Annotated in this window: 22 protein-coding genes and 1 riboswitch; of the genes, 6 read left to right on the forward strand and 16 right to left on the reverse strand. The window is 63.9% G+C overall.

The window, feature by feature from the left end; genetic code table 11:
* Positions 1-157: 157 nt before the first annotated feature.
* The 4 genes from NCT05_RS00005 to NCT05_RS00020 all read right to left on the reverse strand — a co-directional run bounded on the left by NCT05_RS00005 (position 158) and on the right by NCT05_RS00020 (position 5,074).
* Positions 158-1,393, reverse strand: a complete 1,236-nt coding sequence (locus NCT05_RS00005) for a multifunctional CCA addition/repair protein (protein ID WP_250501546.1) — start codon at positions 1,391-1,393, stop codon at positions 158-160.
* Positions 1,390-2,010, reverse strand: a complete 621-nt coding sequence (locus tag NCT05_RS00010; RefSeq protein ID WP_008352636.1) for a glutathione S-transferase family protein — start codon at positions 2,008-2,010, stop codon at positions 1,390-1,392. Before NCT05_RS00010 ends, NCT05_RS00005 begins: the two co-directional genes overlap by 4 nt.
* Before the next feature lie 18 nt (positions 2,011-2,028).
* Entirely contained in the window at positions 2,029-2,985 is a 957-nt protein-coding gene (locus tag NCT05_RS00015; protein WP_008352635.1) for a complex I NDUFA9 subunit family protein, read from the reverse strand.
* A 121-nt stretch (positions 2,986-3,106) separates the two neighbouring features.
* Positions 3,107-5,074, reverse strand: coding sequence for a lytic transglycosylase domain-containing protein (locus NCT05_RS00020; RefSeq protein ID WP_250501547.1), 1,968 nt, complete (start codon positions 5,072-5,074; stop codon positions 3,107-3,109).
* 19 nt (positions 5,075-5,093) lie between these two features.
* Between NCT05_RS00020 and NCT05_RS00025 the strand changes: the two genes are divergently transcribed.
* Complete coding sequence (locus NCT05_RS00025; protein ID WP_244256204.1) at positions 5,094-5,723, forward strand: 5-formyltetrahydrofolate cyclo-ligase; 630 nt, start codon at positions 5,094-5,096, stop codon at positions 5,721-5,723.
* Here the strand turns inward: NCT05_RS00025 and NCT05_RS00030 are convergent.
* Positions 5,720-6,232: a winged helix DNA-binding protein gene (locus NCT05_RS00030; protein WP_008352632.1), complete on the reverse strand. Its 513-nt coding sequence runs from the start codon at positions 6,230-6,232 to the stop codon at positions 5,720-5,722. The genes NCT05_RS00025 and NCT05_RS00030 overlap by 4 nt on opposite strands.
* 182 nt (positions 6,233-6,414) lie before the next feature.
* Between NCT05_RS00030 and pxpB the strand changes: the two genes are divergently transcribed.
* The 5 genes from pxpB to NCT05_RS00055 all read left to right on the forward strand — a co-directional run bounded on the left by pxpB (position 6,415) and on the right by NCT05_RS00055 (position 10,710).
* Positions 6,415-7,068, forward strand: a complete 654-nt coding sequence (gene pxpB, locus NCT05_RS00035) for a 5-oxoprolinase subunit PxpB (protein WP_008352630.1) — start codon at positions 6,415-6,417, stop codon at positions 7,066-7,068.
* Entirely contained in the window at positions 7,065-8,105 is a 1,041-nt protein-coding gene (locus NCT05_RS00040) for a 5-oxoprolinase subunit C family protein (protein ID WP_008352628.1), read from the forward strand. The genes pxpB and NCT05_RS00040 overlap by 4 nt, the downstream gene beginning before the upstream one ends.
* Before the next feature lie 72 nt (positions 8,106-8,177).
* The gene (gene pxpA / locus NCT05_RS00045) at positions 8,178-8,927 is read left to right on the forward strand and encodes a 5-oxoprolinase subunit PxpA (RefSeq protein ID WP_250501548.1); all 750 of its coding nucleotides are present in this window, start codon (positions 8,178-8,180) and stop codon (positions 8,925-8,927) included.
* A 110-nt stretch (positions 8,928-9,037) separates the two neighbouring features.
* A complete protein-coding gene (locus NCT05_RS00050; protein WP_008352624.1) occupies positions 9,038-9,757 on the forward strand; it encodes a DUF969 domain-containing protein in 720 nt (239 codons plus the stop codon).
* Positions 9,754-10,710 carry a DUF979 domain-containing protein gene (locus NCT05_RS00055; RefSeq protein WP_250501549.1) on the forward strand — a complete coding sequence of 319 codons (957 nt, stop codon included), beginning with the start codon at positions 9,754-9,756 and terminating at the stop codon, positions 10,708-10,710. Before NCT05_RS00050 ends, NCT05_RS00055 begins: the two co-directional genes overlap by 4 nt.
* A gap of 32 nt (positions 10,711-10,742) precedes the next feature.
* On the opposite strand, the gene NCT05_RS00060 is transcribed toward NCT05_RS00055, so the two are convergent.
* The 11 genes from NCT05_RS00060 to NCT05_RS00110 form a co-directional block, all read right to left on the reverse strand.
* Positions 10,743-11,834, reverse strand: a complete 1,092-nt coding sequence (locus NCT05_RS00060; protein ID WP_239295508.1) for a TraB/GumN family protein — start codon at positions 11,832-11,834, stop codon at positions 10,743-10,745.
* A 44-nt stretch (positions 11,835-11,878) separates the two neighbouring features.
* Positions 11,879-12,883: a peptide ABC transporter ATP-binding protein gene (locus NCT05_RS00065; protein WP_175979631.1), complete on the reverse strand. Its 1,005-nt coding sequence runs from the start codon at positions 12,881-12,883 to the stop codon at positions 11,879-11,881.
* Entirely contained in the window at positions 12,880-13,872 is a 993-nt protein-coding gene (locus tag NCT05_RS00070) for an ABC transporter ATP-binding protein (protein ID WP_175979632.1), read from the reverse strand. Before NCT05_RS00070 ends, NCT05_RS00065 begins: the two co-directional genes overlap by 4 nt.
* A gap of 1 nt (position 13,873) precedes the next feature.
* Positions 13,874-14,791 carry an ABC transporter permease subunit gene (locus NCT05_RS00075; RefSeq protein ID WP_008352613.1) on the reverse strand — a complete coding sequence of 306 codons (918 nt, stop codon included), beginning with the start codon at positions 14,789-14,791 and terminating at the stop codon, positions 13,874-13,876.
* Positions 14,792-14,882: 91 nt separating this feature from the next.
* Complete coding sequence (locus NCT05_RS00080; protein ID WP_008352611.1) at positions 14,883-15,893, reverse strand: ABC transporter permease subunit; 1,011 nt, start codon at positions 15,891-15,893, stop codon at positions 14,883-14,885.
* Positions 15,894-16,018: 125 nt separating this feature from the next.
* On the reverse strand, positions 16,019-17,653 hold the full coding sequence (locus tag NCT05_RS00085; protein WP_250501550.1) for an ABC transporter substrate-binding protein: 1,635 nt from the start codon (positions 17,651-17,653) through the stop codon (positions 16,019-16,021).
* 325 nt (positions 17,654-17,978) lie between these two features.
* Positions 17,979-18,818 (reverse strand): methylenetetrahydrofolate reductase [NAD(P)H], encoded by an 840-nt coding sequence (metF, locus tag NCT05_RS00090; RefSeq protein WP_250501551.1) that lies wholly within the window; start codon positions 18,816-18,818, stop codon positions 17,979-17,981.
* Between the two features lie 36 nt (positions 18,819-18,854).
* Positions 18,855-19,208 carry a phage holin family protein gene (locus tag NCT05_RS00095; RefSeq protein ID WP_008352606.1) on the reverse strand — a complete coding sequence of 118 codons (354 nt, stop codon included), beginning with the start codon at positions 19,206-19,208 and terminating at the stop codon, positions 18,855-18,857.
* Positions 19,209-19,286: 78 nt separating this feature from the next.
* Positions 19,287-20,708: an adenosylhomocysteinase gene (ahcY, locus tag NCT05_RS00100; RefSeq protein ID WP_008352605.1), complete on the reverse strand. Its 1,422-nt coding sequence runs from the start codon at positions 20,706-20,708 to the stop codon at positions 19,287-19,289.
* A 32-nt stretch (positions 20,709-20,740) separates the two neighbouring features.
* Positions 20,741-20,876: riboswitch (S-adenosyl-L-homocysteine riboswitch) on the reverse strand.
* A gap of 82 nt (positions 20,877-20,958) precedes the next feature.
* The gene (locus NCT05_RS00105) at positions 20,959-21,681 is read right to left on the reverse strand and encodes an LrgB family protein (protein WP_250501552.1); all 723 of its coding nucleotides are present in this window, start codon (positions 21,679-21,681) and stop codon (positions 20,959-20,961) included.
* A 10-nt stretch (positions 21,682-21,691) separates the two neighbouring features.
* The gene (locus NCT05_RS00110) at positions 21,692-22,135 is read right to left on the reverse strand and encodes a CidA/LrgA family protein (protein WP_250501553.1); all 444 of its coding nucleotides are present in this window, start codon (positions 22,133-22,135) and stop codon (positions 21,692-21,694) included.
* Positions 22,136-22,151: the final 16 nt, after the last annotated feature.

The following is a 22,151-nucleotide window of genomic DNA, read 5'->3' on the forward strand; positions in this document are numbered from 1 at the left end:
CTGCTTTCTTTGCCTACTTTCTTTGCAGCAGCAAAGAAAGTAGGTGCCGCCCCGCACAGGGGCAACGCTAATAGACCGACACGAACACGGGATCCGGCGAAAACAAAAAAACAAACGAACCGCAGGACAAAGCAAAACAAAGCAAAACAAGAAGCCGTCAAACCCCCAAAGCGCCTTTCACCGCCGCGACCCGCGCATCATGCACGGCATCCTTGATCTTGGAAGGATTAGAAGCAAACGCCTGCGCAACGGCCCCGGCATCGACCGCACGAGCCGCAACCAACGCTTCCCGCAAACGTTCAGCCTGCGGATAAGCCTGCTGCTCCAACCCAAGCCGCCCACGCGCATCCGCGACACAAGCCTGTAGCGCTTCAGCAAACCGCGCAGGCTTGCGTATCGCATCCGATCGCTCGAACAGCCTGACGAGCGCCGCCGCGCCCATCTCCATCACGCGATGAATATTCCCGTGCTCACGCGCGACGAGCATCGCCAGATCGCGGCATTCGTTCGGCACGCGCAAGCGCTCGCACAAAGGCCGCAAGAGGTCGACGCTGCGTCCCTCATGGCCGATATGCCGCGGCAAAACATGCTCCGGCGTCGTCGCCTTGCCAAGATCGTGCGTCAGCGCCGCGAAGCGCACCGGCAACGCGAATCCCTGCGACGCCGCGTAGTCGAGCACCATCATCACGTGCACGCCGGTATCCACTTCCGGGTGATAGTCCGCGCGCTGCGGCACGCCCCACAACGCATCCACCTCCGGCAGAATCCGCGCGAGCGCGCCGCATCCGCGCAGCACGTCGAACATGCGAGACGGCTTCTTTTCCATCAGCCCGCGCGACACTTCCTGCCACACACGCTCGGCGACGAGCGCATCGACTTCGCCCGCCGCGACCATCCTCTTCATCAGCTCGGCGGTTTCGGGCGCGACATCGAAATCCGCGAAACGCGCCGCAAAACGCGCGAGTCGCAGAATACGCACCGGATCCTCGATGAACGCATCGCCGACATGCCTGAACAACGTGTTCTTCAGATCGCTCTGCCCGTCGAACGGATCGATCACCGGACCGGTCAGCTCGCCCGCCGGCGTGACTTCGCGCGCCATCGCGTTGATCGTGAGATCGCGGCGCGCGAGATCTTCCTCGAGCGTCACATCCGGCGAAAAGTAGAACTGGAAGCCGTGATAACCCGCCGCCGTCTTGCGCTCCGTGCGCGCGAGCGCGTATTCCTCGTGCGTCTGCGGATGCAAAAACACCGGAAAGTCCTTGCCGACCGGCCGATAACCCTGCGCCACCATCTGCTCGGGCGTCGCGCCGACGACGACATAATCGCGATCCACCACCGGCACGCCGAGCAATTCGTCGCGGATCGCGCCGCCGACTGCGTAGATGTTCATCGCGCTTCCTCGCGCGCGCCGTCGATCCACGCCGCGACCGCGGGCAGCGCCGTCACGCGCTTCGCATAATCGAGCGACGTCGCGCTCAGTTCAGGCGCGTAGGTGTTGAAGCGCATGACGACCGGCGCGAACATCGCGTCCGCGATACCGAACTCGCCGAACAAAAACGGCCCGCCCGATTTCGCCAGGCACTCCGCCCAGATCGCCTCGATGCGCGCGATGTTCGCGAGCGCGCCCGGCGTCGCGCCCGCGCCCGGCGCGCGCGTCGTGATTTCCATCGGCATGTTCTCGCGCAAGTCCGCGAAACCCGCGTGCATTTCCGCGCTGATGCTGCGGGCGCGCGCGCGGAGAGCCGCATCGCGTGGCCACATCGCGTGTTCGGGATGCGCCTCGGCGATCGTTTCGACGATCGCGAGCGACTCCCACACGGAATCGCCCGCATCGGTGATGAGGCACGGCACCTTGCCGGACGGCGACACTTCGAGAATCTTCGCTTTCGTGTCGGGCTGGCCGAGGCGGATCAGCGTCTCTTCGAACGGGATGCCGAAATGTTTGAGCAGCACCCACGGGCGCATCGACCAGGAAGAATTGAACTTGTCACCGATAACGAGTTTCATGCGATCACAAAAAGAAGATTAACGATGCGCGGTTGCGCGATATCCGTTGAAGCGCGAGCGCGGCGAGTTGCCGCTCAGATACAGCGGCGCGATGGTCTCGATGCTCGCCGGCTCGTCGATGCCCAGTTCCGGCGCAAGCGGCCCGCTCGCGATGCTCGGCGTCTTCATCGAATCGAGATTGTCGCGCGAGATGACGGGCTGGCCGGGCGCCATTTCCATCGTCATCGCCTGCAGGCGGCCGAGGCTCTCCGGCAGCTTGATGATGCGCGAATGCTTGCCGATGGTCGCGCCCGCGAAACGCACCAGTTCCGCGAGCGTGTAGACGCTCGGCCCGGCGAGCTCGTAGACATGGCCATTGGCGGCGTCGAGATCGAGCACGTTGACCATCGCCTTCGCCACGTCGCCGACGAAGACCGGCTGAAACTGCGCATCGGCACAAGCGAGCGGAATCACCGGGAACATGCGTTCCAGAAACGCAAACTGATTCAGGAGATTGTCCTCCGGACCGAACACGACGGAACTGCGAAAGACCGTCCAGTCGAGTCCGGATTCTCGGACGATCTTTTCGCCGTCGCCCTTCGAACGCAGATACATGCTCGGGCCCGCCGGATCGGCGCCGATCGCGCTCATATGCAACAGACGCCGCACGCCCTTCGCCTCGCACGCGGCGGCGATCTTGCGCGGCAGTTCGACATGCGCTTTCGCGAACTCCGGCCCGTACGGATCGTCGCGCCGTCCCTGAAGAATGCCGACGAGATTGATCACGGCATCGCTCTGATCGATGAACGCGGCGAGTTGCACGGGATCGTGCACATCGGTCTCGATGACATCGACGGGCAACAGCGTGAGATGCGCGGCGTTCGAGCGCCGTCGCGTCGCGACGCGCACGTTCTTGCCGAGATCGACGAGCGCATTGACGAGATGGCTGCCGATGAATCCCGAACCGCCGATCAACGCTATATGTTGGTGTCGCATAGTTCGCCTCTTGGGTCGCGGCCTGACGAATGCGGCTTCAGTTCAGAACGCCGGCGCAGAAATGAAAACGCCCGCGCGTCCTGTCGTTCGACGCGCGGGCGTGAAGCTTCGTTTCAGACGGTCAGGGTGCGATGTAGCCCAGACGCGCCTTCAACGACTGCGGACGGCCTTCGAACAGCGCCGCGTAATAGACGGTGTTCGACAGCACGTTCTTCACGTAATCGCGAGTCTCGGTGAAAGGGATCGTTTCAGCAAAAACCGCGCCCTCGACGGGTGCGCGCAAGTCCTGACGCCACTGCTTCGGCCGGCCCGGCCCCGCGTTGTAGCCAGCGGTCGCGAGCACGGGCGAGTTATCGAATTGATTGTAGATCATCGACAGGTAATTCGTGCCGAGCAGGATATTGGTGTTGATGTCGTTCATCTGCGCGCGCGACACCGTGCCAAGACCGATCTTCTTCGCGACGAGTTGCGCCGTGCCCGGCATCAGTTGCATCAGGCCGCCCGCGCCGACTTCCGACCGCGCGTTGATGATGAAACGCGATTCCTGACGGATCAGCCCGTACGCCCATTCGATGTCGAGATTGGTGTCCTTCGCGTCGCGCTCGACGATATCGCGGAACGGCGACAGATAGCGCAGCGTGAAATCGTGCTCGGCTTTCGTCTTGTCGGCGGTGTTGACCGTGCGGTCGAACATCTCGATGCGCTTCGCATACTGCGCGGCGGCGAGCAGTTGACGATCCGTCATCGTGCGCAGCGGCCAGTTCCATTCGCGGTTGCCTTCGAGCCGCATGTTCAGCGCGTAGAAACGCTGCGACAGCGCGAAGCCCGGCACCGATTGCATCTGCTCGATCTCGGCGTCGGACACCGTGGTGCGCGGCGGCACCGTGATCTTCTGACCGAGCTCTTCGAGCGCGAGCTGGCCGTAGAAGTTGTATTGATCGGCGATGCTCTGGAATTCCTGATTCGCCGCGGCCGTATCGCCGGCCTGCTTCACGGCGCGCGCGTGCCAGTAGACCCACGACGGCTGGGCGCGCAGTGTGGGCGGCATCTGTTCGATGGACCAACGCACCATGTTCCAGTCGCCAATGAGCAGCGCGCTGCGCGTGCGCCATTCGTACGCCGGGTTGGACAATTGCGCGTCCGCCGACAGCCGATACCAGTCGGCCGCCGACGGCATGCGCTTGATCGCCGCCTGATAGCCGATCGTGCCCCAGCCGGTCGCGCGCTCCGCGGGCGTGAGACTCGGCGCGACGGAACTGAACGTGGCGGCAGCCATCGCCGGATCGTTGCGGGCGAGGCGCGTGACCGCGAGCAGCGTCAGCTGATGCGCCGGCGTGTTGGGCATCACGCCGCGCGCGAGATAGAGCGGCGGCTTGTTGACGGCGTCGTCGAAGAGCGAATCCTTCGGCTTTTCCTGGCCGAGCGCGTCGACGATATTCGAACCCGTCGACGTGTAGTTCTGCTCGTAGGCAAGGCGGATCTGCTGCCAGACATCGTCGCTCGTGAACTGGCCGGACGCCGCGAGCGCGCCGATCAGATCGACGCAACCGTCGCCATACCATTTCGGCTCGACGAGCAGCGCGCGCGCCGCATCCGCGACGTTCTCGCCGCGCGACAAACGCGCTTCGAGCGCATAGCACTTGACCTGCGTGTCGTCGTTGAGAACGAAACGGGAATACTGCTGCTCGAAGTTCTTCCAGTCGTGACGGCCGCCGAGCACGACGAGATAGTCGTTGCGCAGGCGGTCCGCAATCGCCTGGCCGTCGTAGCGCTGCAGGAACGAGAGCACCGGCGCGTCGGGCGCGTCGAGGCGCGCGTGGCCCTGCGAATCGAAAAGCTGCGGCTTGATCGTGAAGTATTCGATGTAGCTCGGCGCCGGGTAATTCGGAATCTGGCCGGCGAGCATCGCGGCCTTGCCCGCATCGTTCGCGCGCGCGGCATCGCGCAGCTGCAGGAAGACGCGGTCGTCGGACGTGGGGGAGAAATCTGCATCGGGACGGACGGCGGAGGCCGTGCCGCAGGCGACGAGCGTCGCGGCGGCAAGGGCTGCGCCGACCGCGAGATATACTCGGTTGAGGCGTTTTGACATCTTTATTTCTGGAGCGCGAATGGTCTTGAACCGGGTCCTGAGATCGGAGGAAAGCATAGCACGCAACGTTTGCGACGAACCCAAGCGTGAGCCGAAAAGCGCCTTGCGCGCGACCCTTCTCGCGAAGCGCGAGGCGCAACAGGAGCAAGCCGGCCAGGACGCACGAAACGAGGCGCTCGCGATCCGTCTTCAGGAAGTGCTCGCGCGGCACGAAGCGCGCAGCGTCGGGTTCTACTGGCCGGTCGCGGGCGAATTCGACGCGCGCGACGCGCTCACGCGCTGGCTCGCCGCCGACGCCACGCGCAGCGCCGCGCTGCCGGTCGTTGTGAAACCGCACGCGCCGATGGTCTTCCACGCCTGGCGCGCCGACTCGCCGATGAAAGAAGGCCGCTACCGTATTCCGGTGCCCGCTGAAGAGAAAGCCGTGGTGCCCGAACTGCTGCTGATTCCGTGCGTCGGTTTCGATGCGGACCGGTATCGGCTGGGCTACGGCGGCGGCTATTACGACCGCACGCTCGCCGCGTGGCCGAACGGCGCGCGGCCGGTGACGATCGGCGTCGCGTACGAATCGGGTCTGTGCGCGACCTTGCCGCGCGAGACGCACGACATGCCGCTTGACGCGATCGTCACCGAATCCGCTGTCTATTAGAGCGAGGCCGCCGCGCGCGCGGCCGTATCGTAAAGGCCGGAGGCGTTGCGCATCAGTTGCGCGGCCTCGCCGATCTGCTCGTTGGTGAGGCCGCTTTCGCGCAGCGTCTCGATCAGGCAGGCTTCGCGCACTTCGCGATACTTGCCGCACAGCTCGCGGCCCGCCGGCGTCGCGGAAAAGAACACTTCCTTGCCGGATTTCTCGCTCTGCACATAGCCGCGAGCGACGAGTTTTTTCAGCGCATACGTGGCAACGTGCGTGTCCTCGATGTTCAGCACGAAGCAGATGTCGGCGAGCTTCTTCTTGCGGTCGCGATGGCTCACGTGGTGCAGCAGCGACACTTCCACCGCCGTCATGTCCTTCGCGCCCGCCGCCGACATGCAGCGCACCATCCAGCGATTGAACGCGTTGCCCGCCATGATGAGGCCGTACTCGAACTCCGACAATTCCGCGCTGGCTTCGGAGACGAGATGCTCGGACGAAACGATCTTGGTGGGATGGCGCGGCATGGCGGTGACCGAATTGAAGTGCGTTGGAGTGTAGCGCAACGTCGATTTTGCGAGCGACGGCGCGCCTCGGCGAAAACCTGTATTGATAATTTCTTGATAATTTATTGACAATGTAACATTCTGCGACGGTGCGGCGTTCATCGAATCGACGAATTTCGCGCATCGCAAAGGCAAATTGAGGCATGACAAGACCACGTATTCATTCGCTGGGCGACTCCGCGCTCGTGTGCGAAGCCGCGCCGCCCGCCACGCTCGACTGCCAGCGCCGCATCTGGGCGCTGGCGGAGCACGCGCGCCTGATGCCGCACGTCGTCGAAGTGGTGCCGGGCATGAACAATCTGACGATCGTGTTCGATCCGCTCGAAGCGGACTACGAAACGCTCGCCGCGCAACTCGAAAGCGGCTGGGACGCGGCCGAGACGCCCGACATGGACAGCGCCGAAATCGAGATTCCGGTGCGCTACGGCGGCGCCGACGGCCCCGATCTCGCCGCGCTCGCGCAGCACACGGGCTTGTCCGTAGATGACGTGGTGAAGCGTCATACGCAAACCGAGTACGTCGTGTTCTTCCTCGGCTTCCAGCCGGGCTTCGCGTATCTCGGCGGGCTCGATCCCGCGCTCGCGATGCCGCGCCGCGCCGAACCGCGTCTCGAAGTGCCGGCGGGATCGGTCGGCATCGGCGGGGCGCAGACAGGCATCTATCCGGCGGCGTCGCCGGGCGGCTGGCAATTGCTCGGGCGCACCGAACTGAAGCTCTTCGATCCGGCCAGAAATCCGCCGACGCTCATGCAGCCCGGCGACCGCGTGCGCTTCAAGGCGCTGGAGGTACGCGCATGATCGACGTGATTCGCGCGGGCGTGCTCACTTCCGTCCAGGATCTCGGCCGGCGCGGCTACCGGCATCTCGGCGTGAGTTCCGGTGGCGCGCTCGACGCGCTGTCGCTGGAAATCGGCAATCGCATCGTCGGTAACAAGGCGGATGCAGCGGGCATCGAGATCACGTTCGGGCCGACCGTGCTGCGCTTCAAGCATGCGACGCGCATTGCCATCACTGGAACCGATTTCGGCGCGACGCTCGACGACGAACCGGTGTATTCGTGGTGGAGCCTGCCGGTGCGCGCGGGCCAGGAGCTGACGCTGCGCGCGGCGAAGCGCGGCATGCGTTGTTATGTGGCGATCGCAGGCGGCATCGACGTTCTGCCGATGCTCGGCTCGCGCTCGACCGATCTCGGCGCGTGCTTCGGCGGCCTCGGCGGACGCGCGCTGCGCGACGGCGATCGCCTGCCGGTCGGCGTGCCGCAGCCGCACAAGGGCATCGCGTTTTCGCCGGAAGAACCCGCGTTCGGCGTGAAAGCGCCCGCGTGGTGCAAGTTCGTGCTCGTCGACGAACCCGTGCGCCGCGGACGCCATTCGCCGAGCCTCGCGTGGGCCGCCCCGATTCGCGTGCTGCGCGGCCCGGAATACGCGAGTTTCAGCGACGCCGCGCAACAGGTTTTCTGGAACGAGGAATGGACGATCACGCCGAACAGCAATCGCATGGGCTTTCGCCTCGCGGGCACGGCGCTGGAGCGGCGCGAAAAGATCGAGCTGCTGTCGCACGCGGTGTTGCCCGGCACGATCCAGGTGCCGCCGAACGGCCAGCCGATCATCCTGATGGGCGACGCGCAGACCACGGGCGGCTATCCGAAGATCGGCGCGGTCATCAAGGCTGATTTGTGGAAGCTCGCGCAGGTGAGGTTGAACGGCGGCGTGCGCTTTATCGAGACGTCGGCGGAAGAGGCGCGTCACGCGCTCGCCGACGAACGGCAATACGTAAGTCAGGTGGAAACGGCGATCGCGATGCACGAGGAACGCATCGCGCGCGCCGGCTCTTAGCAGCGGGGCGAAAGCCGCGCGAACGACGCGGCGCATACATCCAACATCCAACGGAACGAGTGCGAAAACATCATGGAAATCGATCTCAATGCCGATCTCGGCGAAGGTTGCGGCACCGATGAGGCGCTGCTCGATCTCGTGAGTTCCGCGAACATCGCGTGCGGCTGGCATGCGGGCGGCGCCACGGCGATGCGCGATTGCGTGCGCTGGGCCGTCGAGAAAGGCGTCGCCATCGGCGCGCATCCGAGCTTCAACGATCCCGAGAACTTCGGCCGCAAGGAAATGGACCTGCCGCCGGAGGAAATCTACGCGGGCGTGCTGTATCAGCTCGGCGCGCTTTCGGCGATCGCGCAGGCCGAAGGCGGACGCATCGCGCACGTCAAGCCGCACGGCGCGCTGTACAACCAGGCGGCGAGAAGCGCGGAAATCGCCGATGCCATCGTTTCCGCCGTGCACGATTTCGATCCGTCGCTGCTCGTCTTCGGTCTCGCGAACAGCGGGTTCATCGAAGCGGCGCGGCGCGCGGGCTTGATCGCCATCGAAGAAGTGTTCGCCGATCGCGGTTATCGCGCGGACGGCTCGCTCGTGCCGCGCAAGGAGCCGGGCGCGCTGCTCGATGACGAAAACGTCGTGCTCGACCGCACGCTCGCGATGGTGCGCGATCAGCGGGTGCAGGCCGTGTCCGGCGAATGGGTGCCGCTCAACGCGCAGACGATCTGCCTGCACGGCGACGGCGCGCACGCGCTCGAATTCGCGCGGCGCATTCGCGGCGCGCTGGCGGATGCGGGCATCGAAATCCGCGCCGCGCACGCCGACGCCTGATGCCGTCAACGCAGGTTCGAACGCCCCGCAACGCCGGGGCGTTTTAGCAAGGAAGTAGTGAATCCACGCGCCCGGTACGAGGCGTGACGTCAATATTGTTTGGAGAACTCATGGCAACCCCTGTCAATCTATGGCCGCTCATCGGTGTGGCCGTCATCATCGCGGGCTTCGTGCTGCGCTTCAATCCGATGCTGATCGTCGCGGCCGCGGCGATCATCACCGGCTTCGCGGCGCATTTTCCCATCGAGAAAATCCTGACCGCGATCGGCACCGGCTTTCTCAAGACGCGCAACATTCCGCTCATCATCCTGTTGCCGCTGGCGGTGATCGGTCTGCTCGAACGGCACGGCCTGCGCGAGCGCGCGCAAATGTGGATTTCGAGCATCAAGGCCGCGACAGCCGGGCGTCTGCTGATCGTCTATCTGTTCGTGCGTGAACTCACGGCGGCGGTCGGCCTGACGGGGCTCGGCGGCCATCCGCAGATGGTGCGCCCGCTGCTCGCGCCGATGGCCGAAGGCGCCACCGAAGCGCGCTACGGCAAGCTCTCGGATGCGACGCGCTTCAAGCTGCGCGCGTACTCGGCGGCGACCGACAACGTCGGCCTGTTCTTCGGCGAGGACATTTTCGTGGCGTTCGGCGCGATCGTGCTGATGGTCACGTTCCTGAAGGAAGCGGGCATCGTCGTGGAGCCGATGCACGTCGCCGTGTGGGGCATTCCGACGGCAATCTGCGCGTTCCTGATTCACGGTTTCCGTCTGTGGCTGCTGGACCGCAGGCTCGCGCGCGAACTCGACGCGCTCACGCGCAACGTCGCGGGAGAAAAAGCATGACGCTCACGATCAACTATCTGTTCTATCTCGTCGGCATCATTCTGCTGGTCGTCGGCGGGATGATCCTCACGGACAAATTGCATCCGCGGCGTCTGACCGCTGGCGGATTCTGGCTGATCTACGCGCTGATCTTTCTCGTCGGCGACTGGCTTCCGGTGACGGTCGTCGGCGTGCTCGTCGTGGCGATGGCGCTGATCGCGGGTTTCGGCGGCGTCACCGGCGCGAAGCCGAAGATGCTTTCCGAAGACACGCGCCGCCGGAGCGCCGCGCGGCTCGGCAACAAGCTCTTCGTGCCCGCGCTGACGATTCCCGTCGTCACCGTGATCCTCACGCTCGGCGCGAAATACCTCGTGTTCGGCGGCGTGCCGCTGATCGAGCTGAAGAACGTGACGCTGATCGGCTTCGGCATCGGCTGCGTGATCGCGCTGGCCATTGCCTGCGTGATGACGCGCGACACGGTCGGCCAGTCGATGCGCGAAACGCGCCGTCTCATCGATGCGCTGTCGTGGGCTGCCGTGCTGCCGCAGATGCTCGGCATGCTCGGCCTCGTGTTCTCGGATGCGGGCGTAGGCAAGGCGGTCGCGCATGTGACGACGGCTTACGTCAACATGGATTACCGGCTCGTCGCGGTGGCGGTGTATGTCCTCGGCATGGCGCTTTTCACAATGGTCATGGGCAACGGCTTCGCCGCGTTTCCGGTCATGACGGGCGGCGTCGGCGTACCGATTCTCGTCGGCGTATTCCACGGCAATCCCGCGACGATGGCCGCGATCGGCATGTTCTCCGGCTACTGCGGCACGTTAATGACGCCGATGGCCGCGAACTTCAACATCGTGCCTGCGGCGCTGCTGGAGTTGCCCGACAAGAACGCGGTCATCAAGGTGCAGGTGCCGACGGCGGTGACGTTGCTGGTCGCGAATATATTCTTGTTGAACTGGCTGATGTTTATTTGATATTTAACGCGCGGGTGGCGTCAGTTCCGCGCCTACCCCGCTTCCACCACGAACCCTCGCTTTCTCAGAAGCTCGAGCACGCCCCGCGGCCCGCCGAGATGCAACGCGCCGATCGCCACGAACACCGGTTTATCCGGCGCGGCGATGGCGACGATCCGCTGCACGAACCGCTGATTCCGCTGATACACCACGCGATTGTCGACCTGCGCCGCGAGCGCCTTGTTCCGCGCCAGCTTGCTCGACTTGGCGTCGTCCCAGGCCTTGAGCGCATCCGCGTCGCCGATGCGCCACAGCCGGTGCAATTCCTTCACATCGGCGACGTTCTCCGCCGGCGTCTGCACGAGATCCTGCGCGAGCATTTCGCGTTGCTGCGCCGACGAAAGCCGCGTGAATGTCGAAATCTGCTCGTTCAGCGTTTCCAGTCCGACGATCTTCCCGCGCGCACGAAGATACACGTTCTGCAACTGCGCCTCGGTTCCGTACTCGCTTTGAAACCCGGCCTTCAACGTGTCGTAGGTTTCGATCAGCATCGATGCGAGCCATGGCCGCGTATGCCGGATCTCCTTCAGCGCCGCCGGATTGCTGCGCATGCGCGCCTCGACCTTCTTCCACATCGAGTCAGGCAAATAGTCGATCAGACACGCGCTGCGGCACATGCCATAACGATTCACATCGTCTTGAGAGAGCAGGAGATCGTCGGGGGAAATCTCGAGCGCGAGCGTAGGCGATGCATCGAGCGCCGCGAGTATCGATTTGCGAAACGGTTGCTCGGGCGGATAGTCGCTCGCGAAACCCACATGGAGCGTGCCGAGCAGATAGATGGTCGTCGTGCCCTTGGTCGCGACGTAGAACGGCATGCGCGGCGGCTGCGCGCGCACCGGGCCGCTCGCGGTCGTGCCGGTCGAGCGGTCCGTGCGCGGCGGCGGAGCGGGATTGGCGGGCGCGGCGGCGGACGCCGCATCGCCCGCGGCCTGCGGCGTGCGCGATCCGACCACCGCGAAGCCCGAAGGCGACACCGAGACACCCGCCGTAAACAGCAAGAACGACAGCACGAGGGCTGTCGTTTTGGCGAACGCCGCGCGCGAAAAGCGCGGCTTGACGGTTGAATCCTGCACGATCGACATCTTAAAACATTCGCGTGACGCGTCGTGCAGCCTTCCGGCGAGATTCAGACTTCGGCTTCGCCGACCTCCTCGGCGCGATGGCACGACACCTGACGTCCATCGACCACGCGCAGTTTCGGCTCTTCGACGCGGCATCGCTCGATCGCATACGGGCAGCGCTGATGGAACGTGCAGCCCGATGGCGGATTGAGCGGCGACGGCATCTCGCCCTGCAGCTTGATCTTGATGCGCCGGTCTTCCTCGAAGATCGCGGGCGTCGCGGACATGAGCGCGCGCGTGTACGGATGGCGCGGCTTCGCGAAGATCGTCTTCTTGTCGCCGACTTCCGCGACGCCGCCGAAGTACATCACCATCACGTCATCGGCGATATGCTCCACCACCGACAAATTGTGCGAGATGAACACGTAGCTCGTGCCGAACTGCGCCTGGAGATCCATGAACAGATTCAGGATCTGCGCCTGAATCGACACGTCGAGCGCGGACACCGGCTCGTCGGCGACGACGATCTGCGGATCGAGAATCATCGCCCGCGCGATCGCCACGCGCTGACGCTGCCCGCCCGAAAACATGTGTGGATAACGCGACGCATGCTCCGGCCGCAAGCCCACGGTACGCATCATCTTCGCGATGCGCTCGGCGCGCTCCGTCGACGAGAGCTTCGTGTTGATCGCGAGCGGTTCGCCGAGCGTCTGCTCGACGGTCTTGCGCGGATTCAGCGACGCGAACGGATTCTGGAACACCATCTGCACGCGCTGACGCAACTCGGCGATCTTCGCACGGCTCGCGCCCGCGACATCGTCGCCTTCGATCAGTAGACGGCCCGACGTGGGCGCTTCGATCATCGTCAATTGACGCGCGAGCGTGGACTTGCCGCATCCCGATTCGCCGACGACCGCAAGCGTGCGCCCGCGCTTCAATTCGAACGACACGCCGTTCAACGCCTTCACCGTGCCGTGCTTGAACGCGCTGCGCTTCACGTCGTAATGCTTCGTGAGCTTGTCGGCGGCGAGCACGATGTCCTGATTCGATTCCTTCGGTACGGCGTTCATCGCGCGCCTCCTTCCACGACCACATCGATGTTCAACGGCTTGATGCAGCGCGCCCGCACGGCCGGATCGTTCTTGTCGAGTTGATACAGATTCGGCCGCGCCTTCCGGCAATCGTCGACGACATATTTGCAGCGCGGCGCGAAGAGACATCCGCTCGGGCGATCGTCCTTGCCCGGCACCATGCCCGGCAGCGCCGCGAGACGTTCCGCGCCGCGCGAATGCTCGGGAATCGCCGCGAGCAGCGCTTCCGTGTACGGATGATGCGGCTCGCTGAAGATCGTCGGCACATGATTCGTTTCGATGATCTCGCCCGCGTACATCACCGCGACGCGCTGCGCCACTTCTGACACGACCGCGAGATCGTGCGAAATCAGCACAAGCGCCATGCCGCGTTCCTTCTGCAGCTTCACGAGTAGTTCCATGATCTGCGCCTGGATCGTCACGTCGAGCGCGGTGGTGGGCTCGTCGGCGATCAGAAGCTTCGGATTGCATGCGACCGCCATCGCGATCATCACGCGCTGATTCATGCCGCCCGACATCTGATGCGGAAACGAATTGATGCGGTTCTTCGCGTCCGGAATGCCGACCTGATCGAGCAGTTCGAGCGCGCGTTTGTCGAGCGCATCGCCGCGCAGACCTTCGTGCAGCTTCAGTACTTCTTTGATCTGATAGCCGACGGTGTAGCTCGGGTTCAGGCTCGTCAGCGCGTCCTGAAACACCATCGCGATGTCCTTGCCGATGATCCTGCGACGCGCGCGCGCCGACGCCTTCAGCAAGTCCTTCCCGTCGAACGTGACCTGATCGGCGGTTACTTTGCCCGGTGCGTCGATGAGGCCCATCAGCGCCATCATCGTGACGCTCTTGCCCGAGCCGGATTCGCCGACGACGCCGACGACCTCGCCAGGCTTCACGGACAGATCGATGCGATCGACGGCCTGCGTGCCGCCGAACGTCACCTGCAAATTGCGGATAGTCAGAAGATCGTTCATGTCAGCCCATCCGTTTGAGTTTCGGATCGAGCGCATCGCGCAGACCGTCGCCGAGCAGATTGATGACGAGCACCGAGATCAGGATCGACAGGCCTGGCATCGTCACGATCCACCATGCGCTTTCGATGTAATCGCGCGCCGATGCGAGCATCGCGCCCCACTCCGCCGCCGGCGGCTGCACGCCGAGGCCGAGAAAGCCGAGCGCGGCAGCATCGAGAATCGCGGACGAGAAACCGAGCGTCGCCTGCACGATCAGCGGCGCGGCGCAGTTCGGCAGCACTTGCGAGAACATCAGGCGCACGGTGCCCGCGCCCGCGACGCGCGATGCCGTCACGTATTCCTTCTGCAATTCGCCGAGCGCCGACGCGCGCGTGAGACGCACGTATCCCGGCAGCGCGACGATGGCGATGGCGAGCATCGTGTTGACGAGCCCCGGCCCGATGATCGCGACGACCGCGACCGCGAGCAGCAGCGAAGGCAGCGCGAGCAGCACGTCCATCACGCGCATGATCGGCGTATCGAGCCAGTGGAAGAACGCGGCCATCAGACCGAGCACGACGCCCGGAATCAGCGCGAGCACGACCGACACGAAGCCGATCCAGAACGACAGCCGCGCGCCGTACATGAGACGCGAGAGAATGTCGCGGCCGGCTTCATCGGTGCCGAGCAGGAACATGCGGTTGCCGCCTTCGAGCCACGCGGGCGGAATTTTCACGTAATCGCGATATTGCTCGATCGGGCTATGCGGTGCGATCAGCGGCGCGAGCAGCGCGACGAGAATCAGCACGAGCACGATCACGCCCGCGACGACGGCGCCGCGATTGCGCGAGAAATTCGCCCAGAATTCGCGCGCCGCGACCATGCGGCCGGACGGCGGCGTGAGCGCGCCCGGCGGGAGATTGTTTTGAACGTCAGCCATTCGTTATGCCTCGCGCCGAGCGGCCTCAAGCGAGGCATGCGCCCCCTTGGGGGGCAGCGAACAAGTGTGAGCGTGGGGGTACATGTTTTCCTCAGCGAGTATGGCGAATGCGCGGATTCAACACGCCGTACAACAAATCGACGACCAGATTCACGACGATCACGAGCGTCGCGATCATCAGAATGCCGCCTTGCACGACCGGATAATCGCGGCGCGAAATGGCGTCGATGAGCCACTTGCCGACACCCGGCCACGAGAACAGCGTCTCGGTCAGCACCGCGCCCGCGAGCAGCGTGCCGACCTGCAGGCCGATCACGGTCACGACAGGAATCAGCGCGTTGCGCAGCGCATGCACGACGACCACGCGCAGCGGCGACAAACCCTTCGCGCGCGCCGTGCGGATGTAGTCCTCGCGCAGCACTTCGAGCATCGACGAGCGCGTCATGCGCGCGACGACCGCGAGCGGAATCGTGCCGAGCACGATGGTCGGCAGAATCAGATGCGACACCGCCGACGTGAACGCGCCTTCGTCGCTGGAGAAGAGCGCGTCGATCAACATGAAGCCGGTGACGTGCGGAATGTCGTATTCGACCGCGATGCGGCCCGACACCGGCGTCCATCCGAGCTTCGCCGAGAAGAACATGATGAGGATCAAGCCCCACCAGAAAATCGGCATCGAATAGCCCGTGAGCGCGGTGCCCATCACGCCGTGATCGACGACCGTGCCGCGCCTGAGCGCCGCCGCGACGCCCGCCGGCAAGCCGACGACGAGCGCGAAGATCATCGCGCAGATGGAGAGTTCGACGGTCGCCGGAAAGCGCGCGAGGAACTCGCCCATCACGCTGGTATTCGTGATGATCGACGTGCCGAGATCGCCTTTCAGCGCGTGCCCGACGTAGGTGAGGTATTGGACCGGCAGCGGCTGGTCGAGACCGAGGCGCTTCATGGCTTCGGCGTGCATCGCGGGATCGACGCCACGCTCGCCCATCATCACTTCGATGGGGTCGCCGGGAATCAGGTGGATGAGCGCGAACGCGAGAATCGTAATGCCGATGAACGTCGGTATCACCATTCCTATGCGTCGCAAAACGAATCGGAACATGGATCGTCCTTTTCGGTATTGGGAGGACTCAAAACGTGACCGGCGGCTTGGATCTTGTGGACCCGCGCCGCCGGACCTGTTCGATTAACTATGGTTTAGTGCAAAAAGCGTTCCGTAGACAAACTTTATTGCATGCCGACGCCATCGAAGCGAACGTAGCCGAGCGGCTCGATCTTCATGTTCGTCACCTTCTTGCTCACCGGCTGATACACCGTCGAGTGCGCGATCGGCGAGAACGGCAGTTGCTGCGCGAAGATCTGCTGTGCATCGGTGTAAGCCTTCGTGCGCGCGGCGACATCCGTCGTCGAACGGCCCTTCACGACGAGTTCGTCGAACGGCTTGTAGCACCACTTCGAGAAGTTGCTGCCCTTCACGGCGTCGCAGCCGAGCAGCGTGCCGAGCCAGTTGTCGGGGTCGCCGTTGTCGCCGGTCCAGCCGATCAGGAGCGCATCGTGTTCGCCCGCGTGCGCGCGCTTCAGATACTCGCCCCACTCGTACGAAACGATGTTCGCCTTCACGCCGATCTTCGCCCAGTCGGCCTGGATCATTTCCGCCATCAGCCGCGCGTTAGGGTTGTACGCGCGTTGAACCGGCATCGCCCAGAGCGTGATTTCGAAGCCGTTCGGGAAGCCCGCCTTCGCGAGCAGTTCCTTCGCCTTCGCGGTGTCGTATGTCTGCCCCTTCAGGTTCTTGTCGTAGGACCACTGCGTCGGCGGCATCGGTGCGGTGGCCGGCTGGCCCGCGCCCTGATACACGGAATCGATGATCGCCTTCTTGTTGATCGCCATGTCGAGCGCGCGGCGCACGTCGGTGTTGTCGAGGCCCTTCTTCGTCACGTTGTACGCGACATAGCCTTCGTTGAAGCCCGCCTGTGACGGCGTATCGACATTCGATGCCGACTTGAGCGCGGCGATATCGCCCGGACGCGGATAGCTCATCACCTGGCATTCGTTGTTCTTCAGCTTCTGCACGCGCACGGCCGCGTCCGGCGTGATCGAGAAGATCAGCTTGCTGATCTGCACGGCGTTCGGCTTCCAGTAATCAGGATTGCCGTCGAAGCGGATGGTCGCGTCCTTCGTGTAGCTGCGGAAGATGAACGGACCCGTGCCGACCGGCTGCTGGTTGATGTCGGCGGCCTTGCCGTCTTTCAGCAGCTTGTCCGTGTACTCGGCGGACAGGATCGACGCGTATTCCATCGCCATGTTCTGGATGAACGGCGCGCTGACTTCCTTCAGCGTGAACTTCACGGTGTACGGATCGACCTTCTCGATCTTCGAGATCAGCTTGTCCATGCCGAGGTCCGTGAAGTACGGAAACTGGACGTTGTACGCCTTGCGGAACGGGTTGTTCGGATCGAGCATGCGGTTGAACGTGAAGATCACGTCATCCGCGTTGAATTCGCGCGTCGGCTTGAAGAACGACGTCGTCTGAAACTTCACGCCGTGACGCAGATGGAACGTGTAGCTGAGGCCATCGGACGACACATCCCACTTTTCGGCGAGACCGGGCTCGACTTTCGTGCCGCCGCGCTCGAATTCGACGAGACGGTTATAGACGGTGAAGGTGTTCGCGGTGAAATCTGTGCCGGTGGTGTATTGCGCCGGATCGAAGCCGGCCGGGCTGCCTTCCGAGCAATACACGAGCGTCTTGTTCGGGATTCCCGCGGCGTTTGCCGCGGTTGCTGCAAAGAGCGTCGCCGTGGCGACGGCGCCTGCGAGCGCCGATCCGCGGATGGCTCGCAACAGGCTGTTTTTGTTCATGTTTCCTCCAAGTCGATGCCGGCTTCTGGCCGACGTAGCGCGAGTGTACTTGATCGCGCCGCCCCGCTTTTTTCGAAGCACACGCGCAAAGTGGGCGCTACCCTAGCACGAACAAAAGTGACACGTGTACTTGGTTTTCCCCACTAGAGTTTGTCGTCGGTGGCGCTCCGATAAGGGTAGGTTATCGGGCATGTTCGCACCTGATACATCGGGCGACGAAATATTGCTCGAATAGGCGCGCGCTGACGCAAAAAAAGACGACGGTAGGGGGAATCAGAGAAAGAACCGCGCGGCGAGCGCCGCGCGGGTGAAACATTGATGCTGATCAGGCGCTCTTGAAGCCGAGACGTTCGCAAACCGTCTTCGACGCCCACGCGCCGTTGAGCGTGTAGAAGTGCAGACCCGGCGCGCCATCATCGATGAGACGGCGGCACAGGCCCGTCACCACGTCGACGCCGAACGCGCGGATCGACTCGCGATCGTCGCCGAAGCTTTCAAGCCGCCGCGCGATCCACTTTGGCACTTCGGCGCCGCACATGTCGGAGAAGCGCATCAGTTGCGAGAAGTTCGTGATCGGCATGATGCCCGGCACGATCGGCACGTCGACGCCGAGCTTGCGTGCTTCCTCGACGAACTTGAAGTAGGAGTCGGCGTTGAAGAAGTACTGCGTGATCGCCGAGTTCGCACCCGCCTTCACCTTGCGCGCGAAGTTTTCGAGATCGGCTTTCGGCGACCTCGATTGCGGATGAAACTCCGGATACGCGGCCACTTCGATGTTGAACCAGTCGCCGTGCTCCTGACGGATGAACGCCACCAGTTCCGACGCATAGCGCAACTCGCCGACTTCGCCCATGCCCGAAGGCAGATCGCCGCGCAGCGCGACGATGTGGCGAATACCGTGCTCGCGGTACTGCAAGAGAATGGCGCGCAGACTGTCCTTCGACGAGCCGATGCACGAGAGATGCGGCGCGGCCTCGAAGCCTTCCGCGGCCATTTCGAGCACGGTGTCGAGCGTGCCTTGCTGCGTGGAGCCGCCCGCGCCGAACGTCACGGAGACGAACTTGGGCGAGAGCTTCTTCAGCTCGGCGCGGGACGCGCGCAGCTTGTCCACGCCTTCCTGCGTCTTCGGCGGGAAAAACTCGAATGAGAGTTCGATCGGTTTCATGATGTTTTTTGACGCACGGCAGCGCGCGGTCCAACGTCAACCGAAGTTGCGATTCCCGAAGATCAGCGCCGACAGCAGCCACGACACGATGCTGTAGAGAATCGAGCCGAAGAACGCGGACCAGAAGCCCGATACTTCGAAGCCCTTCAACAGCGACGAGCACAGCCAGAAGCACAGCGCATTCACGACGAGTATGAAGAACCCGAGCGTGACGATGGTCACCGGCAACGTGAGGATGATGAGAACAGGCCGGATGATCGCGTTGATGAGACCCAGCACCACCGCGATGATGAGCGCCGTGCCGAAACTGCGGATATGAATCGAAGGCACGAGGTAGGTGATGATCAGCAGCGCGAGCGCGTTGATCAGCCATGTCAGCAGCACGGTCATCGAGAAATCTCCGGTTGATGCGTTGAATCGCGCGGGCGTGGTCGTCACGCCCGCGCCTGTTACGGCTGCCGTCAGCGTTTAATAGCGGTAGTGGTTCGGCTTGAACGGGCCGTTCTTGTCGACGCCGATGTAGCCGGCCTGCTCGTCCGACAGCACGGTCAGTTCCGCGCCGATACGGCCGAGGTGAAGGCGCGCGACCTTTTCGTCGAGATGCTTCGGCAGCACGTAGACCTTGTTCTCGTACTTCTTGCCCTGCGTGAACAGTTCGATCTGCGCGAGCGTCTGGTTCGTGAACGAGTTCGACATCACGAAGGACGGATGGCCCGTCGCGCAGCCGAGGTTCACGAGACGCCCTTCAGCCAGAATGATGATCTTCTTGCCGTCCGGGAAGACGATGTGATCCACCTGCGGCTTGATGTTGTCCCACGTGTATTGACGCGTCGACGCGATATCGATTTCCGAATCGAAGTGGCCGATGTTGCAGACGATCGCGTTGTTGCGCATCGCCTTCATGTGATCGTGGTTGATGACGTGATAGTTGCCCGTCGCGGTGACGAAGATGTCGGCGCGGCTCGCGGCGTATTCCATCGTCACGACGCGGTAGCCTTCCATTGCGGCTTGCAGCGCGCAGATCGGATCGATTTCCGTGACCCACACCGTCGCGCCAAGACCGCGCAGCGATTGCGCGCAGCCCTTGCCCACGTCGCCGTAACCCGCGACGACCGCGATCTTGCCGGCGATCATCACGTCGGTCGCGCGCTTGATGCCGTCGACGAGCGATTCGCGGCAGCCGTACAGATTGTCGAACTTCGACTTCGTGACCGAATCGTTTACGTTGATGGCGGGGAACGGCAGGCGTCCTTCCTTTTCCATCTGATACAGGCGATGCACGCCCGTCGTGGTTTCTTCCGTCACGCCCTGAATGTGCGAAAGGCGCGTGGAGTACCACGTCGGATCGGCGTCGAGGTGCTTCGCGATCGACTTGTAGAGCGCGATTTCTTCTTCGTTCGTCGGCTTGGCGATGACCGAACGGTCCTTTTCCGCCTTCGCGCCGAGGATGAGCAGCAGCGTTGCATCGCCGCCGTCATCGAGAATCATGTTGGCGAATTCGCCGTTCGGCCATTCGAAAATGCGATGCGAGAATTCCCAGTATTCGTCGAGCGATTCGCCCTTGAACGCGAACACCGGCGTGCCGCCCGCGGCGATCGCTGCAGCTGCGTGATCCTGCGTCGAGAAGATGTTGCACGATGCCCAGCGCACGTCCGCGCCCAGCGCCGTGAGCGTTTCGATCAGCACGCCCGTCTGAATCGTCATGTGCAGCGAGCCGGCGATGCGCGCGCCCTTCAGCGGCTGCTGCGCCTTGTACTCTTCGCGCGTCTGGATGAGACCCGGCATTTCCGTTTCGGCGATGTCGAGCTCTTTGCGGCCCCATGCGGCAAGCGACATGTCGGCAACGATGTAATCCTTGGAACCGTTGGAATCGAGAACTGCGGCGTTCATCACGCCCTCCTTTTCTAAAAAGACTAGAAATGTTGACGTGAGCGCCGTTCGATGCGGTGGCTCAGCGGGCGCCTTGACTGCCTGGCGCTTTCGAACCGTCCGGATTGAATGCTTCCGAGCCTGGCGGGCGGATTCGATGAATCGCCCGTCGCAACGCTCCTCGGAAACGAGCGTCGATTGTAGCAAAGTCTCGTGTGGCGAATGCGTTTTCGAGACGCCGAAGAGGGACTTTCGCGGCGCGCGCAAGCGCTCAGAAAGGCAGTACGGAAAGCACTGGCGCGAGCAGCACCATCACGACACCGGCGATCATCATCGTGAGACTCGCGACGACGCCCTCTTCGCTCCCCAGTTCGCGCGCCTTCGCCGTGCCGACGCCATGCGCCGCCGCGCCGAACAACGCGCCGCGCGCGAGCCGCGTGCGCAGCGGCACGAGCGCGAGCACGATTTCGCCGAAGAGCATGCCGCAGACGCCCGTTGCGATTACGAAGAGCGCGGTGAGGTCTTTGGGCGCGTGGATCTTGTCGGAGACGGCGAGCGCGAACGGCGTCGACACGGAACGCGTCGCGAGGCTGCGCTGCAATTCCGGCGACAGATGCAGCAGCTTCGCGAGCGCGAGCGAACCGCCGACCGCCACCAGAATGCCGACCGTCACGCCGACGGTCAGCGAAATCCAGTGCCGCTTGATGAGTTCGCGGTACTCATAGATCGGCACCGCGAACGCGACCGTCGCCGGTCCGAGCAGCCACATGAGCCAGCGCGTGTCGGTGTAATAGACCGAGTACGGAATGCGCGCAATCACGACGATGACCGCGAGCACCGCCGGCACGGCCAGAAGCGGCGTGAGCCACGGCCGCCGGAAGCGCGCGTAAAGATGCTTGGCCGCGAAGTACAGCGCGACGGTCACCACGAAGCAGCCGGCCGCGATGAGGCGCGCGGCGTCGTCTTCGAGAAGCGAGGCAAAGAAGTGGTTCATGTCCGCTCGCTCAGGCGCGGGCCGCGTGTCGCGCGACGAGCACACGGCGCAGGGCGAGACGGCGTTCCAGGCGCGCCGCACGGTCGACGGCGAACGCCACGGCCACCATCACCATCAACGTTCCGCCGACGACCACGAGCGCGAGCCGCCAGCCGTCTTCCATGAACAGGCCGCCGTACTGGACCGCCGCGACCGCCGCCGGGATGAAGAAGAGCAGCATGTCGGACAGCAGCCAGTCCGCGCCCGCCTTGACCCAGCGCGGCGCGACGCCGCCGCAGAACAGCAGCGCGAGCAGCGCGACGAGGCCGACCACGCCGCCCGGCACGGGTAGCGACAGCTTGCGCGCGACGCAATCCGCTACGACCCAGATCCCCGCGAGCGCGGCGGACTGCACCGCGACGCGCAGGAAGCGGGCGAAGGCGGACGGCGTTTTGATCGGCAGGGCGGTGGACATGGCGGCTCTCGTGGGC

The organism is Caballeronia sp. AZ7_KS35 (assembly GCF_023631045.1).
Lineage (GTDB): Bacteria > Pseudomonadota > Gammaproteobacteria > Burkholderiales > Burkholderiaceae > Caballeronia > Caballeronia zhejiangensis.

Bases quoted from the DNA above. Each gene is read 5' to 3' on its own strand.
- NCT05_RS00060 (WP_239295508.1), bottom strand. From the start codon at position 11,834: ATGTCGATCGTGCAGGATTCAACCGTCAAGCCGCGCTTTTCGCGCGCG.
- NCT05_RS00080 (WP_008352611.1), bottom strand. From the start codon at position 15,893: ATGTTCCGATTCGTTTTGCGACGCATAGGAATGGTGATACCGACGTTC.
- NCT05_RS00030 (WP_008352632.1), bottom strand. From the start codon at position 6,232: ATGCCGCGCCATCCCACCAAGATCGTTTCGTCCGAGCATCTCGTCTCC.
- pxpA (WP_250501548.1), top strand. From the start codon at position 8,178: ATGGAAATCGATCTCAATGCCGATCTCGGCGAAGGTTGCGGCACCGAT.
- NCT05_RS00095 (WP_008352606.1), bottom strand. From the start codon at position 19,208: ATGACCGTGCTGCTGACATGGCTGATCAACGCGCTCGCGCTGCTGATC.
- NCT05_RS00105 (WP_250501552.1), bottom strand. From the start codon at position 21,681: ATGAACCACTTCTTTGCCTCGCTTCTCGAAGACGACGCCGCGCGCCTC.
- NCT05_RS00050 (WP_008352624.1), top strand. From the start codon at position 9,038: ATGGCAACCCCTGTCAATCTATGGCCGCTCATCGGTGTGGCCGTCATC.
- NCT05_RS00025 (WP_244256204.1), top strand. From the start codon at position 5,094: ATGGTCTTGAACCGGGTCCTGAGATCGGAGGAAAGCATAGCACGCAAC.
- NCT05_RS00005 (WP_250501546.1), bottom strand. From the start codon at position 1,393: ATGAACATCTACGCAGTCGGCGGCGCGATCCGCGACGAATTGCTCGGC.
- NCT05_RS00110 (WP_250501553.1), bottom strand. From the start codon at position 22,135: ATGTCCACCGCCCTGCCGATCAAAACGCCGTCCGCCTTCGCCCGCTTC.
- NCT05_RS00065 (WP_175979631.1), bottom strand. From the start codon at position 12,883: ATGAACGCCGTACCGAAGGAATCGAATCAGGACATCGTGCTCGCCGCC.
- NCT05_RS00085 (WP_250501550.1), bottom strand. From the start codon at position 17,653: ATGAACAAAAACAGCCTGTTGCGAGCCATCCGCGGATCGGCGCTCGCA.
- NCT05_RS00015 (WP_008352635.1), bottom strand. From the start codon at position 2,985: ATGCGACACCAACATATAGCGTTGATCGGCGGTTCGGGATTCATCGGC.
- pxpB (WP_008352630.1), top strand. From the start codon at position 6,415: ATGACAAGACCACGTATTCATTCGCTGGGCGACTCCGCGCTCGTGTGC.
- NCT05_RS00020 (WP_250501547.1), bottom strand. From the start codon at position 5,074: ATGTCAAAACGCCTCAACCGAGTATATCTCGCGGTCGGCGCAGCCCTT.
- metF (WP_250501551.1), bottom strand. From the start codon at position 18,818: ATGAAACCGATCGAACTCTCATTCGAGTTTTTCCCGCCGAAGACGCAG.
- NCT05_RS00075 (WP_008352613.1), bottom strand. From the start codon at position 14,791: ATGGCTGACGTTCAAAACAATCTCCCGCCGGGCGCGCTCACGCCGCCG.
- NCT05_RS00040 (WP_008352628.1), top strand. From the start codon at position 7,065: ATGATCGACGTGATTCGCGCGGGCGTGCTCACTTCCGTCCAGGATCTC.
- NCT05_RS00070 (WP_175979632.1), bottom strand. From the start codon at position 13,872: ATGAACGATCTTCTGACTATCCGCAATTTGCAGGTGACGTTCGGCGGC.
- NCT05_RS00055 (WP_250501549.1), top strand. From the start codon at position 9,754: ATGACGCTCACGATCAACTATCTGTTCTATCTCGTCGGCATCATTCTG.
- ahcY (WP_008352605.1), bottom strand. From the start codon at position 20,708: ATGAACGCCGCAGTTCTCGATTCCAACGGTTCCAAGGATTACATCGTT.
- NCT05_RS00010 (WP_008352636.1), bottom strand. From the start codon at position 2,010: ATGAAACTCGTTATCGGTGACAAGTTCAATTCTTCCTGGTCGATGCGC.